Origin of the sequence: Ensifer sp. R-19 (genome assembly GCF_049905105.1) — a bacterium.
Lineage (GTDB): Bacteria > Pseudomonadota > Alphaproteobacteria > Rhizobiales > Rhizobiaceae > Ensifer.
Genome location: NZ_CP184570.1, coordinates 270269 through 283692, shown reverse-complemented (window position 1 = coordinate 283692; position 13424 = coordinate 270269). Strand labels below are relative to the sequence as shown.

Here is a 13424-nt window from a genome sequence, read left to right as displayed (position 1 = left end):
AGTGTCTTCCTTTCTTCACTGGTAATAGGAACTGCCGCGGATGTTGCCATGCGGCGGGGCAGGCTTGACCGGCTCGGCGGCTGGTGGAGCTTGATCGAGGCCGGATTTGAGGATGGTGCTGACGGAGGAATAGCTGGTCGCATTGATCGTCAGCGCCCGATCGCACGCGGCTTCAAGACGCTCAGGTCCGTACCGGCGCGCGAGTGATAGAACGCCTTGAGCGGCGCGGTATCCCTGCTGGGGATGGGGCCTGTCGCGCATCAGCCGTTCGATCAGGATCGCAGCGTTGCGGCCAATCTTTGCGGCCTGCTTGATCAGGCTCGCCGGGGTGGTGTTGGCATAGTGCTGATGCGTCTTGGGCATGTGTTCGTTGACGGTGACGTGACCAGCCCGCTGCGACGTCCGGCGGTGACTGGCGACACGTTGGTGATCATGGAAGACCTCGACAATCCGGCTTGTAAGCCGGACATCGACCTGGCGGCCGATCAGGCGGTGCGGCACGGAGTAGAAGGCCTTATCGACCTCGACATGATAGTCGGGATGAACCTTTGCCGATTTCCATTCGGAATATTCGAATGGCGTTGCTGGCAAGGGGGCGAGCGCTTCGCGTTCGATCGCCTCGAAGAGTTGATTGTTGATGTCGGGATTTGCCAACCCGCCGCATCGGCCGGTTATTGAGATCGTCGAGGAGCTGGCTGATCCGCACGTTGAGATCAACGAGGCTGAAGAAGCGCTCATTCCTCAGTCGCGCCAGGATCCAGCGCTCAACGATCAGAACGCTGCCTTCGACCTTGGCTTTGTCCTTCGGCCGTTTTGGGCGGGTCGGCAGGACCGTTGTGTCGTAATGTTCGGCGAATGCTGCAAAAGTGGCGTTGATGGTCGGCTCGAACCACAAGGGCTTGGCGACGCCGGCCTTGAGGTTGTCGCAGACGATCGCCTTGGTCACGCCACCGAAGAAGCTCAACGCCCGTTGCTGACCCTCGATCCAGTCTGGCAGCCGTTGAGTGAAGCTCGCATAGGCGAAGGTGTACAAGGAGGCCGGCAGAACCGCGACGAAGATCTGCGCCGGCCGGATCTCGCCCGTCGCCGGATCAATGACGGGGACGGTGTGGCCAGCATAGTCGGTCTGCATCGCCGCGCCGGCGGTGTGGCGATTGCGGAAAGTGGCGCTGGCGCGTTGTTCGAAAGCGGCGAAACGCTCACAGAACCATGTGTATCCATAACCGTTGGGGTGCCGCTCGCGATATTCCTGCCACAACAGCGTCAGCGTCACGCCCTTTCGCTTCAGTTCACTGGCGATCTGGCCCCAGTCGGGCGCGTGCATGTCCTGGGGCGGGCGGCCGCGACGATGGAACAGGCGACGCTGCAACACAGCGTCCTCGTCAAGCCCAGGCGGCAACGGCCAGCCCGTCAGCCCGGCCTCACGCGCCCGCAGCAGATAGGTCGAAATGGTCGTTTTGCTGATCTTCAGCCGTTCCGATATCGCACGAACCGAAAGCCCCTGTTCGTGCGTCAGTCGCAATATCGATCGAATGTCCTTCACGTCAATAAGTCTCGCCTGCTTCCGTCTCGCCATTCCCCGCACCCCTCTCAAATCGGGGTCCAGAATGGCAAAACGGCGCGTGCGAAAGTCGATGTTTTAATCGCCGAAAGACTGTCCGGGATTTACCGGAATCGCTGTCCGGGAATTAGCGGAAATGCTGTCCCGGATTTAGTGAAATCGCTGTCCGGGATTTAATGGAAACCCTGTCCGCGAATTACCGAAACCCGCATCATGATCGGCGACGCTGTGATCCGGGTGAATGTCGCGATCGACGAGCCACATCTCGTCAGGCTGATCCGCGCGGTGCGCTCTGCATGATCCCCGCTGGTGCGAAGGTGTTCTTGGCCAGTCATCCCGTTGACTTCCGCAAAGGTCCAGACAGTCTTTTGGCGCTGGTGCGTGATGCTGGAAGTGATCCCTTCAATGGCTCGCTCTACGTTTTCCGCGCCAAAAGAGCAGACAGAATCAAGATCGCCTGGTGGGATGGCTCAGGCGTCTGCCTATATTCGAAGCGGCTCGAAAAAAATCAGTTCGTCTGGCCGAAGATCGGACCGGCCCGCGTGCAGCTCAATCACGCGCAACTGCTTGCACTCGTTGACGGCATGGACTGGAAACGGGTCCGCTCGGCTACGGTGAAACGACCGGAATTTGTTGGGTAAAAGCCCTGCGGCAGAGTGAATCAGGCGGCTGAAACTGAGGGTAAATCTCGCCGAAACATGCTCTACATAAGGGCATGAAACCAGCCGATCTCGAGCTTCCTGATGACGTTGATGCGCTGAAAGCCATGGTCATGGCGATGGCAGCAAAGGCTGCGCGCGCCGATGTTCTGGAAGACGAAGTCGCTGATCTGAAGGCCCGCAATACGGACGCGGACGAACAGATCGCCAAGTTGAAGCTGATCCTCAAAGCTTTCAATCGATACAGGTATGGCCGCCGTTCGGAAAAGCAGGGCAAGTCCATCGAGGCAGACCTGGACGAACAGGGCGCGTTTGTCTTCGAAGAAATCGACATTGGCATTGCCGCGATTGAGGCGCTGGTTTCCAAGGGCCGCAATCCAGGCGCTGCAAAGCGTGCGCCGCGCCCGCGCAAGGGCTTCCCGCCGCACCTGGAGCGGGTCCATGTAGTCATCGAGCCGGACGAACTGCCCGAACACGCTGGCAAACAGAAGGTCCTGATCGGGGAAGATACCTCCGAGCGGCTTGATGTCATTCCGCCGAAGTTCCGGGTGATCGTCACCCATCGCCCGAAGTATGCCTTCAAGAACGAAGACGGCGTCATCCAGGCCTCAGCCCCGGCGCATATCGTCGAAAGCGGCATTCCGACGGAAGCGCTGCTCGCCTATATCGCGGTCTCCAAATATGGCGACGGGTTGCCGCTCTATCGACAGGAGGCGATCTTCCTGCGCGACCATGTCGAGGTCGAGCGCGGTATCATGGCGCGGTGGATGGGGAAGCTTGGGTTCGAACTCGAGATTCTCGCGGACTACACCTTCAGCCAGATCAAAAGAGGCGAACGAATATTCGCCGACGAGACGACATTACCGACACTTGTTCCCGGATCGGGGTCGGCAAAGACAGCGTATTTATGGGCGTACGCCCGGGACGATCGACCGTTCGGCGGCAGTGGTCCGCCGATGGTGGCCTATCGTTTTGAAGACAGTCGATCCGGCGATTGTGTCGCGCGGCATCTCGAAGGCTATCGCGGCATCCTGCAAATCGACGGATACACTGCCTATAACCGTGTTGCTCGACCTGAGCGCGGAAACGACGGCGCTCTATTGGCAGGATGCTGGGCGCATGGTCGCCGTCGGTTTTACGAGCTGCACGCCAACGACAGTTCCAAGGTGGCAACGGCGACAATCGAAAAGATGGGCGCACTTTGGTCGATCGAGGAAAAGGTGCGCGGACAAAGCCCCGATGTTCGCGCTGCCGCCCGTCAGGAGGCCTCCGCTGCAGTCGTTGCCGATCTCTACAAACTCTGGCAGGACACGCTGCCCCGCATCTCTGGAAAATCAAAGCTCGCCGAAGCCATTCGCTATGCCCTTCATCGGCGGGAAGCCTTCGAACAGTTCCTCCATGACGGGCGCATCGAAATAGACTCCAACATTGTTGAGCGTGCAATCCGGCCTCAGGCAATTGTACGGAAGAACAGCCTATTTGCCGGAAATGCAGGGGGCGGAAGGACTTGGGCCACACTCTCTACGCTCATCCAGTCCGCCAAGATGAACGAAGTTGATCCGCTGGCCTGGCTGACGCAGACGCTTGAGCGTATCGCCGCAGGTTGGCCATCAAGCGATCTCGACGCTCTGATGCCCTGGAACTTCAAGAAGTAACGGCCTCACGTCACCGCTTACTTTGAATTCTCGCGGACCCAAAGACGTTACGTTCTCTGGCAGCCTGGCAACGACTACCCCGCTGGCCGACCGCGTGCCGACAGCAAAATCGCCAGAAAAGAAAACTCGCCCGTTCTCTGACAGTGAAATTTTCAGAGGATCGCCGGCGGCGGAAGACCAACCATTGGCACCGTCGAAGAGCGACGTCGGGAACGCCATCTCATCGAACCCACGCCGTTTTTTGGGCCAAAGCCCCACAATTATAGCGCGCGCAAACTCCAACGCCTTTTTGCGATACTGGAGCATGCTATTGTGGATGTTGTCGCGCTTGCCATTGACGAACTGGTCCTTATAGCGCCCATCCACTGGGCTATTCTGCGCCTCATAGGCCAGAGCAGGCTTCAGCGCCTGCGGAATCATCGCGACAGCGCAACCACGCAAAGATGCGCAATGGTGGATGATCTATGTGAGTCATCATTCTTGGACGAGAGACGGAGCGAATATCATGGGCATGATCGCATTCACAAGTACGGACACGAGTGCCGGTACAATCTACGTCAACCCGGACCATGTCGTATACGTCGTTAACCAAGAGAACTGCACAGCAATCGGCACCACAGTACCCACCAAGGAAGGGGCGCCGTGGGCCGTTTTCGTGAAAGAAAGTGCGGAGGAAGTTTGTAAGAAGTTGCGTTCGCACACTTAATGCGATTTGGTTGATAACCTTGAGAAGCCTTCGCGCCTTGTTTTCTCACGGGCTTGGCGATCGCAACCGACACCCTGCGCCGGCAGTGGTTACGAGAGAAAGCGGTGGCTTGGTCGCGAGCGAAAATCCGTCCGAGCGCCAAGCCAAAGCTGACTGCTCTCGATCTTCTTAGTTCGCAGGACAATAGGTGACCAGCCGCTCGCCGCGCCTTCCCAAGGCTCGAGTCGCTCCGAGCGCGGCGGGCAAGCAGGAGTAAGGGTCAGCGAAGCTACCAAATCGGCCGCGGGTAAGCGGTCACCTCGTCCGCGGAGGTGTCATTCGATGAGACTGACCGCGGGATAGCGAAACTGTTGTGCCGAAGTTTATCCGCGCCAAATCGGGCGATGGACGCATTCAGCGTCTCTTCCCCTGTCAGAGGCCACGACTGCTCGAAGCCTGAGAACTGATAGTTGAGGTGAGGCGCACCGTCACGAAGCACCACTTCAATCTTCATCTCATTCGATTCCGATTTCCGGGATGCCTTCTCCCATTCTGAAACGATCGAGTAGCCAAATTTCTTCGCAGCGGCATCGAGAAGGTAATCAATCGCCTGCGATTTGTGCAGGTTCATAGCCTCCGTCGCCTCAAAGGCTTTAACCTGGTCCCGGAATTCAGGGTATCTCATGTCAATGATAACCTCATTCTCAGGAACCGTAGTATGCGCGCCACTTACAAGGCCCGCAGCCAAATTAGATCCCCGCCCCTGATGGTAGACGAAAGTACCAAGACTGAGGCAGACGCGATAACCCATCTTCAGGCTGCGGAGACTCCAATCTGTTTCTTCACAATAGCCTCGGCCAAAGATCGGATCCATCAACCCAACCTTCTTTACCACTTCTACCGGCATCATAATGCAAAAGGAAATACCCGCCGGCACATCAACGACCACATCTTGATGCTTCTCGAAGAAGACATCCGAGATAAAATCTACTGTCCCCTGCTCGGCAAGGAAAACGTCGGGGTCAGCATTTGGTAAACTATAGATCGATACATTGTTCGACCAAGCTGTCACAGATCCAACATTCTCTTGCTGGCAACACGCAACAAGAACAGAAATAAGGTTCGAGGGAAATATCACATCGGAATTATTAATCGTTACGAAGTCGTACCCGTTCTTGACTGCGGTTAGCAGACCTAACGACACATTTCTCGGTATTCCGAGATTGCGAGGAGCAAGGTAGTATTCCGCGCCCAGCGACTTGCACAATTCTCGGAGGTCATCGCTCCAACCAGGTTCTGGGCTCGCGTCGTCCAATACCAACACGTCGATATCAGCCACTGACTTGTCCATGCGGACGGCACTTTGGATCGCACGAGGAACGAACGCCCGACCATTATATACAGTGATTACATGCAATACGCGCGGCTTCATGGTCAATAATCCATTCCTAGTTTGCGCTGTGCTTGGACGTCAGCCCAAGTATTTCGTAGTACGCGTCAACAGTCTTACGCGCGGTCTCATCCCAATTGAGGCGGCCAAGCGTTCCGAGCACTTTGCGCACCGAAGAATTCGCGACAGCAGGATCCGTCAACAGGGCTTCGGCACGCTCGACCAGGTCATCTAGCTGGTAGGTTCTCGGCACTGACTCATCGTCGATCAGTTCGCGCAACGGACCGAACGAAACGTGCAACGTTGGTACCCCCATGAGCGCGGCCTCGAACGGCACCTGCCCAAATCCCTCGGCGGCTGTCAGATAGACGGCAAGACTGGAGTTTTGCAGCAACCAATTCCGCTCTTCAGCGGTGACTTCGGGCAGCGAAAGAACGTCAGCATGGTTCTCCGTTGAAATCACACGCGCTTCTTCATTGCGCGTAGACCCGAAAGGTACTGCCGCGCCAACAAGTACGATCGCATGGTTGAAACCCTTGTCACGCAACCGAGCCCAAACGCGCAAAGCGAGATCCCGGTTCTTGTGAGCATAGGTAGCTCCGAGAACGAAAAGGAACGAACGCGACGCCCAACCTCGCTCCAAAATAGCGTCGGGGATAGATTGCGGTTGATCTTTTGAACGCGCATCGGCCCCGTTTTCAATTACGAAAAGATGCGGATCGCTGACTGGCATCCGCTCTTCTTTAATCGAGGTAACAACGTCGTGGCTTATGCTTACCACAGCGTCTGCGTTCGCTATTTGGCGCTTGAAATTGTTGCGATAGTGTTCCCAGTCTTCCCAATCCTTGAAGTAAGCACCGTTTCTATAGGCAATCAAATCCTGAATCGTGATTACGGATCGTTTCGCAATAGCACGCCACCGATCCCATGGAATGGGGCTGCTTGGTTGAAATGGTCGGTGAATAATATCTACGTGGGGGGCACCTTCAAAATTAAGGCCGGCAGCGGGTACGAGTCGGACTTTGTCAGTAGCCCGCAGTTCCTGAGCATAGTGCGGCAGACTGAGAGGATCGGGAACAGCGAGTGCCACCCATTGAATGGAGGGATGTCGAACCAGCGCTTTTGTTAGCTCCATAATCAGCAGCTGCGTGCCCATTTCCTTGGGGCCAAGCGCCGATCCATCGATCAGTACGCGAATACCGGTAGCTTTTGCCCGGGCTAGATCCAGGGATTCGGCCAGCACCGACCGCTCGGACAACCTCTCACTATCGTAGGCCCCCGGAAAGGAGGGGTGTATCGAATGCAACTGGTGGCGGAAATCCCGGTCCTCTAAGACGCTCGGATATGCGCCCACACCGTCCCATGGCCTGGTCACGAATGTAGATGGATCAAGAAAACTATTGAAGCCGCGCCGTGCCGCACGCAGCGAGAACTCCGCCAATGCGAACGAACCGTTGCCCGTTTGCTGATCGTCCAATGCGCCACTGACTTCCCAAGCACTCCTATTCACAAGGACTGCTCCACCCTCCGATACCGGGAGCGGCACCAACCCGCCGTCCTTCTTACCCTTGCTCCGCAAATGCCGAGTTAAGGTCTCATGGTTATGGCCATCTACACCAAACGGCGTAGGAGTGTTCCTGTGGGGGAAGCTGATATATCCAGCCGAATTCGACAAAAATGAAATTGTTGCGATCCGCGGGTCATCGGCAGCGAGAGGAATAGCGAGTGCAAGCGCATCTGGCGAGACAACGACGGGCATCACGACGAAAAGATATTGATCTCCGCCCTGCCGGAGCACAGCCGCAGCCGCATCGTTGAAGCTATTTTCTTCTAGAAACACGAGGTTTTGGTGGTTGAGGCCAATCTTCCCAGGAGCCTCCGCATCCGGAGAAGCAACGTACACCTCCCGCACCCCATCCAGGCGAAGCACGGACACCACAGTTTCGGTCCATTCTCTGGCAGCCCGATCGATCCATATGAATGCGATGACCTTCGAGGCACCAACCACTGCGCCGCGAGATGAAGAGGTTGGCGACAGTGTCTTTGTAATTATTGGCGGGTTTGTGCTCAGAGTGTCGATGCCCATCAGACGATGTTCTCCGCAATCAACCATTCGCCCACACGCTGAGCGCCGTAGTCCGCGAAACTTGTGTCGCACGATACGCCCAGTTCCGAAGCCAAATGCCTGGTTTCAGCAACTGCCCAGCGAATATCACCGTCCCTGAACTTTCCCGAAATTACAGGTTGTGGTGCGCCGTGCAGTGCTGCGATCAAATTGGCGGCCGCCAAGATGGTGGTTGCCTGCCCTGTTCCCACATCAAGGTATCTTACAGACGCCGGCGGCTGAAGAAGCGCGGCGACGCAACTGTCAACGACATCGTCGACATAGACGAAATCTCGACCGATAAGCCCGTCCTCATAGACTTCGATTGTCCCCGCCTGACGGGCGATTCGATGGAACAAGGTGATGATTCCCGTGTAGGCATTGTAGGGGGACTGGCCTGGCCCATAAACATTCTGAAAACGAAACACAGTCGCCGGTACGCCCATCGCCGACGCCCAAGAAGCAACAATCTGCTCCTGTGCCAACTTCGTGGCACCATAGACGCTCGAGGGTTTCGGAAACATGGTCGCTGCGCAATGCTCTATCGGCGTGGCTGCTTCACCGTCCGCCCCCAGAATGCTCCAGACGCCCTTTGACAAGGTCGCGTGGTCGCGCAGCGAAGGATAAAATGTTGTTCCCGCCGCACTTCTCCAAGCACCTTCGCCATAGACCGCTCTGCTTGACGTCAGGACGATGTGGTCTGGAATCGCCTTGTGCCGGGCCAATCCATCGAGCATTTGCGTGGTTCCGACCACATTTGCATAGGAATGCCTTGTCGATTCCGTCAGCGATTGCCCCGTGCCAGTTTCGGCAGCAAGATGCACAATTTCCTTCGGCCGAAACCGAGATAGAAAGTTGTCCCAAAAATCCCGGTCAGCAACGTCAGCAACAACGAGTTCCACCTCAGATGGCAAGTTGGACGGGCGCGAAGGCGTCGCGTGTACCTGAGGATGCATATTGTCAATTGCTATCACACGGCGAGGACCGCCTACCAAGCGCTCCGCCAGCCGGCTTCCTATAAACCCGGCGCCGCCAGTCAAAATAACTACGTCTTCCATGATAATCACCAGAAATTAAAAAGAAAAATGCAACGGCTGAAGAACGAAACGCAGAGGTATTACTTAACCTCGATCTCTCCTACGTATGACTTCAAAGTAGCGCCATCCTTGCGCTCTCCTTCTATCTCTACTGAGTAGATACCCGGCGGCAAATCCGATGCTGCCAGTTCGAAAACGAAGCCGGATCGCGACATGGCCGGACGTTGGAAATGGTCAGCAACGTCCCCTCTCTCCTTGACAGAAACCGACCTGACGAGCTTCCCAACTCCACCGATGAGGATAATCTGTATTCGCTCGAACGGAGCGAGCAGATCAGCTGGTACCGCCCAACCGGAAATTGTCAGCCTTCGCTCGCCCGCCAAATTGACAATGTGCCGCCCGGGCAGGCGTGGCGAACCTCCACAAACCTCGTCGATGCCCCAATGAAGCACCTCCTGGCGCTTGCCACGCGAAGACACGAGGCGGCGCGATAGACGCGAAGCGATACCTGCTGCCCCGCTCGCAACATTCCCGCCGAGGCTGCCCTCTCCGGAAGTGGAAGTCGCCACCGCGGTGCTCGACCTCAACTCGTCTCGCTCTTTTTCATGAAGAACCTGCAACTGCGCGCGCAGCGTCTGAAGTTCCTTTGCCACAGCTGAAATTTTCAGCGAAAGCTCGACTATACGATTGTTCGCAATTGCCAGATCTACACCGGCCTGCTCGTAGCAAATTCCTGATAAGTCCATCGCCGATTTAACCCGTTAGTTTTTTTGCGACAAAAGAGGGGCATCACTCAGCAGGTTTGACATGCTGTGAGCTGACGAGGGTCGACATTCGATTTTTCAATGCCACGACCTCTTCGTTTAAGGCAGCCAGCCTCTTTGTTAAATCCATAACCTGCTTATTTGCAACTTCAACTTGCTGTAGTTTTTCGACAACGATCTTGTCTTCGACAATCATTATCAACCCTCCTGTTAGGATCACTGGCCGCTAGAATCGGCTGTTGCGTCGCAATATTCGACAGGCGTCGGGCCAGATATACACGTTGGGCGCTTCGTTCAACATCTTTTCGAGCGCTCGCGACCATTGCTTCGGCGGGATCTGGCCTCCGGTGCCCTGATCCGCCAAGGTGCTCTCCGCGGCTGAAACATCTTGACAGCGAGAATCTGCATCTACTACGAAGCGCCACGTTTAACGTAATTTTCATTGGCTCAATTTTGCGCTGCTATAGCAATCCAAAACGGCTGTCTTTCGGGAGTCAATTGGTGAACTTGGAGATTTGGACAAGATGATTGGCGTTAGAGCACGAGCCCCGTTGCGACTGGGATTTGCCGGCGGAGGCACAGATCTCTCCCCTTTCTGCGACCTCCATGGCGGCGCTATTCTGAATGTTACCATCGATCGGTTCGCCTATTGCCACCTTGAAGTGGCGAGCAAGGAATCGGGCGGCCAAGCGCATTTTCGCGCTGCAGACATCGGTGTCGAATCGCATTTTGACGTTGCCGACTTGCGTCAGCCGCGGGAAATTGACGGCTTGAGCCTCCATATTGCTACCTACAATAGAATCAGCGAACAATTTCTTGATGGAAGAAAACCGCCTGTACGGATGGTGACAACTATCGATGCGCCGCCTGGATCCGGACTAGGTTCGTCATCGGCATTGTGTGTTGCCATGGTAGAGGCATTCGGCAAAGCGTTCGATCTGCCCCTTGGCCAATATGACGTAGCGCGAATTGCATTCGAGATAGAGCGAATTGACCTCGGCCTGGCAGGCGGGCGACAGGATCAATATGCGGCCGCATTTGGTGGCTTTAACTATATGGAATTCCTGCAAGAGGAGCGGGTAATCGTGAATCCGCTCCGGATACCAGAGTCCGTCGTTCGTGAGCTTGAGGCCTCGGTGCTTATCTGCTTCACAGGCGTATCAAGATCGTCTGACATTATTATCAGAGATCAGATCAAGACGGTAAACACGACAGATCTATTGGGTATGGAGAGTCTTCAGCGCTTAAAGACCGACGCGGCTGAGATGAAACAGGCGCTTCTGAAGGGAGAGTTGGGACTGTTTTCGGTGATCTTGGACAGATCCTGGCAAAACAAGAAGAACACCTCTGCGAGTATTTCGAACTCGCATATTGAAGAATTTTATGAATTGGCACGCCGCAACGGGGCTACAGCAGGGAAAGTCTCAGGCGCGGGCGGTGGCGGATTCATGATGTTTATGGTCGATCCTGCTGACCGGATTCCTTTGGCGAACGCATTGGCCAAGTTTGGTGGCGTAGCGTCACCCGTCTATTTTACGCAGCAAGGAGCAGTTGCATGGCACACGCGGACGTAATTGTACGCACGGAATTTGAAGAAGCCGTTAGCGTGATGCGCGATACGGCCAATGACGCATCCTTCGTCAGCAATGTCGTCGCTATTGCTCGGACAATGACTGCCAGCTTGAAGGACGGTAACAAGATTATGTTCGCGGGCAATGGTGGCAGTGCAGGCGACGCTCAGCATATTGCGGCTGAATTTGTATCGCGGCTGAATTTCGACCGTGCACCTCTTGCTGGATTGGCGCTAACGACCGACACTTCTGCGCTCACCGCCATCGGTAACGACTATGGCTACGTGCACGTTTTTGAGCGACAGATTCGGGGTCTTGGCAAGGCGGGCGACGTGTTCGTCGCGATCTCAACATCCGGAAAGTCGCCGAACATACTCCTCGCGCTGGAGGCTGCCCGCGCCGCCGGCATCACAACAGTCGGACTGACGGGTGCCGCCAAATCGAGTATGGACGACCTTTGCGATCACATTTTGAAGGTGCCGTCTGCTAAAACGCCGCTAATTCAGCAGGTTCACATTACGGCTGCCCATTCCATATGCGGACTGGTTGAAAGAGCGATATTCGGGGATCCTAATGGCGGCACCTGAACAATGCGTGATATTGGCTGGCGGACTCGGTACGCGCCTTGGGGATATGACGAAACAGTGCCCTAAACCACTTCTGCTGGTGGGCGGCAAGCCATTTCTTTCCTACTTGGTGCAGGAAGCGATCAGATTCGGCTTCAAGCGCATCCTTCTACTCGCGGGCTATCTATCCGATCAAATCGTGGTTTTTGCACGAGACATAGCCCAAGATCTGCCGCCGGGCGTTTCGATATCGGTGATTTCTGAACCCGCCCCTATGGGAACCGGGGGCGCTCTTCGATTTGCATTGCCGCAACTCGACGAGCAATTCTACCTATTGAACGGCGACTCATGGTTTTGTTTCAATTGGCTTGAACTGGCCGCTGTTGCCTCTTCGCAGGATGATTGGGATGCAGTTTTAAGCCTTCGCACACTGGAAGACACCGGTCGCTATGGGGTGGTCCGTCTCGATGGCCAGCAGGTCACTGAGTTCCACGAGCGTGGAGGCGGCGGGCCTGGTTATGTGAATGCCGGTGTCTACCTGCTTAAGCGTTCCTTTGTCGCGTCGTTTCCCGATAAAGCTTCATTGGAGCGAGATCTCCTTCCGATGCAGGCCGTTGCTGGTAGAGTGTTAGGCGTTCCAACACACGGTTTTTTCATCGATATCGGTGTCCCAGACGATTTTACAACCGCGCAAGATTCAGTGCCGAAGCAGCTGGTGAAGCCGGCGGTTTTCTTCGACAGAGACGGCGTTCTCAATCAAGATCGTGGTTACACACACAAGCCCGACGACCTATCCTTTGTGGACGGCGCTGAAATGGCTGTGAAGCGGCTGAATGACGCGGGATACTACGTGTTCGTGGTGACCAACCAATCAGGCGTGGCGCGAGGCTATTACGAAGAAAGCGCTGTGACGACCTTCCACACAGAGATGCAGCGCCGTCTGCGCTCATTAGGAGCTCACGTGGATGACTGGCGTTACTGTCCATTCTTGCTTGGCGCACCGCTGAAACACTACGATAGAGCTCATCCTTGGCGTAAACCAGAGCCTGGAATGATAATCGATCTGATGACGAATTGGTCCGTCGATGTTGAACGATCATTTTTGATCGGAGACAAACCTACCGATATTGAGGCAGCTAACAGGGCTGGAATCGAGGGCTTCGTCTATGCTGGTGGGAACCTGGATCAACTGGTTGGCGACATCCTTTCCGCCTAGCGCGAGCACCGGAAGCAGAGTGAGATAAGGGTCGCGCTCGCGCTTCTTGCGATTCGAGAGTGCGCAAAGACCCCGTTCGATATATTTGCGCACCGTCTTGCGATCGATACCCGTTTCTCTGGAAATTGCCGACACCGTCAGGCCCTGCTGATGCAGATCCAGGATCATGATCGTCTCCCTCAGCTTGATCACCAAAATCCCCCTTCCGACCATCGG

General features: G+C 55.7%; 12 protein-coding genes and 1 pseudogene. 5 read left to right on the top strand and 8 right to left on the bottom strand.

Annotated features, from left to right (window positions below; genetic code table 11):
• Positions 1-15 precede the first annotated feature (15 nt).
• A pseudogene (gene istA, locus ACN9MO_RS20760) lies at positions 16-1576 on the bottom strand (IS21 family transposase).
• Between the two features lie 281 nt (positions 1577-1857).
• Between istA and tnpB the strand changes: the two are divergent.
• Together tnpB and tnpC are read left to right on the top strand one after the other, a co-directional pair.
• Positions 1858-2202: an IS66 family insertion sequence element accessory protein TnpB gene (gene tnpB / locus ACN9MO_RS20755; RefSeq protein WP_425987548.1), complete on the top strand. Its 345-nt coding sequence runs from the start codon at positions 1858-1860 to the stop codon at positions 2200-2202.
• A gap of 74 nt (positions 2203-2276) precedes the next feature.
• Positions 2277-3875 (top strand): IS66 family transposase, encoded by a 1599-nt coding sequence (gene tnpC / locus ACN9MO_RS20750; protein WP_425987546.1) that lies wholly within the window; start codon positions 2277-2279, stop codon positions 3873-3875.
• Here tnpC and ACN9MO_RS20745 read toward each other — a convergent pair.
• The 6 genes from ACN9MO_RS20745 to ACN9MO_RS20720 all read right to left on the bottom strand — a co-directional run bounded on the left by ACN9MO_RS20745 (position 3831) and on the right by ACN9MO_RS20720 (position 10051).
• Positions 3831-4295 (bottom strand): hypothetical protein, encoded by a 465-nt coding sequence (locus ACN9MO_RS20745; RefSeq protein WP_425987544.1) that lies wholly within the window; start codon positions 4293-4295, stop codon positions 3831-3833. The two genes, tnpC and ACN9MO_RS20745, sit on opposite strands and share 45 nt — an antisense overlap.
• A gap of 554 nt (positions 4296-4849) precedes the next feature.
• Positions 4850-5992 (bottom strand): glycosyltransferase family 2 protein, encoded by a 1143-nt coding sequence (locus ACN9MO_RS20740; protein ID WP_425987542.1) that lies wholly within the window; start codon positions 5990-5992, stop codon positions 4850-4852.
• A gap of 16 nt (positions 5993-6008) precedes the next feature.
• Positions 6009-8036, bottom strand: coding sequence for a glycosyltransferase (locus ACN9MO_RS20735; protein ID WP_425987540.1), 2028 nt, complete (start codon positions 8034-8036; stop codon positions 6009-6011).
• Positions 8036-9112: an NAD-dependent epimerase/dehydratase family protein gene (locus ACN9MO_RS20730; protein WP_425987538.1), complete on the bottom strand. Its 1077-nt coding sequence runs from the start codon at positions 9110-9112 to the stop codon at positions 8036-8038. The genes ACN9MO_RS20735 and ACN9MO_RS20730 overlap by 1 nt, the downstream gene beginning before the upstream one ends.
• Positions 9113-9171: 59 nt before the next feature.
• The gene (locus ACN9MO_RS20725; protein WP_425987536.1) at positions 9172-9837 is read right to left on the bottom strand and encodes a hypothetical protein; all 666 of its coding nucleotides are present in this window, start codon (positions 9835-9837) and stop codon (positions 9172-9174) included.
• Positions 9838-9880: 43 nt separating this feature from the next.
• Positions 9881-10051 (bottom strand): hypothetical protein, encoded by a 171-nt coding sequence (locus ACN9MO_RS20720; protein ID WP_425987534.1) that lies wholly within the window; start codon positions 10049-10051, stop codon positions 9881-9883.
• A 328-nt stretch (positions 10052-10379) separates the two neighbouring features.
• Here ACN9MO_RS20720 and ACN9MO_RS20715 point away from each other — a divergent pair, with 328 nt between their 5' ends.
• Genes ACN9MO_RS20715 through ACN9MO_RS20705 form a run of 3 tightly spaced genes read left to right on the top strand, consistent with a single transcriptional unit; the run spans position 10380 to position 13208 of the window.
• The gene (locus tag ACN9MO_RS20715; RefSeq protein WP_425988307.1) at positions 10380-11429 is read left to right on the top strand and encodes a hypothetical protein; all 1050 of its coding nucleotides are present in this window, start codon (positions 10380-10382) and stop codon (positions 11427-11429) included.
• Positions 11411-12013: an SIS domain-containing protein gene (locus ACN9MO_RS20710; protein WP_425987532.1), complete on the top strand. Its 603-nt coding sequence runs from the start codon at positions 11411-11413 to the stop codon at positions 12011-12013. Before ACN9MO_RS20715 ends, ACN9MO_RS20710 begins: the two co-directional genes overlap by 19 nt.
• Positions 12000-13208: an HAD-IIIA family hydrolase gene (locus ACN9MO_RS20705; RefSeq protein ID WP_425987530.1), complete on the top strand. Its 1209-nt coding sequence runs from the start codon at positions 12000-12002 to the stop codon at positions 13206-13208. Before ACN9MO_RS20710 ends, ACN9MO_RS20705 begins: the two co-directional genes overlap by 14 nt.
• Here the strand turns inward: ACN9MO_RS20705 and ACN9MO_RS20700 are convergent.
• On the bottom strand, positions 13089-13400 hold the full coding sequence (locus ACN9MO_RS20700; protein ID WP_425988304.1) for a helix-turn-helix domain-containing protein: 312 nt from the start codon (positions 13398-13400) through the stop codon (positions 13089-13091). The two genes, ACN9MO_RS20705 and ACN9MO_RS20700, sit on opposite strands and share 120 nt — an antisense overlap.
• Between the last annotated feature and the right edge of the window lie 24 nt (positions 13401-13424).

Bases quoted from the DNA above. Each gene is read 5' to 3' on its own strand.
- tnpB (WP_425987548.1), top strand. From the start codon at position 1,858: ATGATCCCCGCTGGTGCGAAGGTGTTCTTGGCCAGTCATCCCGTTGAC.
- tnpC (WP_425987546.1), top strand. From the start codon at position 2,277: ATGAAACCAGCCGATCTCGAGCTTCCTGATGACGTTGATGCGCTGAAA.
- ACN9MO_RS20745 (WP_425987544.1), bottom strand. From the start codon at position 4,295: ATGATTCCGCAGGCGCTGAAGCCTGCTCTGGCCTATGAGGCGCAGAAT.
- ACN9MO_RS20740 (WP_425987542.1), bottom strand. From the start codon at position 5,992: ATGAAGCCGCGCGTATTGCATGTAATCACTGTATATAATGGTCGGGCG.
- ACN9MO_RS20735 (WP_425987540.1), bottom strand. From the start codon at position 8,036: ATGGGCATCGACACTCTGAGCACAAACCCGCCAATAATTACAAAGACA.
- ACN9MO_RS20730 (WP_425987538.1), bottom strand. From the start codon at position 9,112: ATGGAAGACGTAGTTATTTTGACTGGCGGCGCCGGGTTTATAGGAAGC.
- ACN9MO_RS20725 (WP_425987536.1), bottom strand. From the start codon at position 9,837: ATGGACTTATCAGGAATTTGCTACGAGCAGGCCGGTGTAGATCTGGCA.
- ACN9MO_RS20720 (WP_425987534.1), bottom strand. From the start codon at position 10,051: ATGATTGTCGAAGACAAGATCGTTGTCGAAAAACTACAGCAAGTTGAA.
- ACN9MO_RS20715 (WP_425988307.1), top strand. From the start codon at position 10,380: ATGATTGGCGTTAGAGCACGAGCCCCGTTGCGACTGGGATTTGCCGGC.
- ACN9MO_RS20710 (WP_425987532.1), top strand. From the start codon at position 11,411: ATGGCACACGCGGACGTAATTGTACGCACGGAATTTGAAGAAGCCGTT.
- ACN9MO_RS20705 (WP_425987530.1), top strand. From the start codon at position 12,000: ATGGCGGCACCTGAACAATGCGTGATATTGGCTGGCGGACTCGGTACG.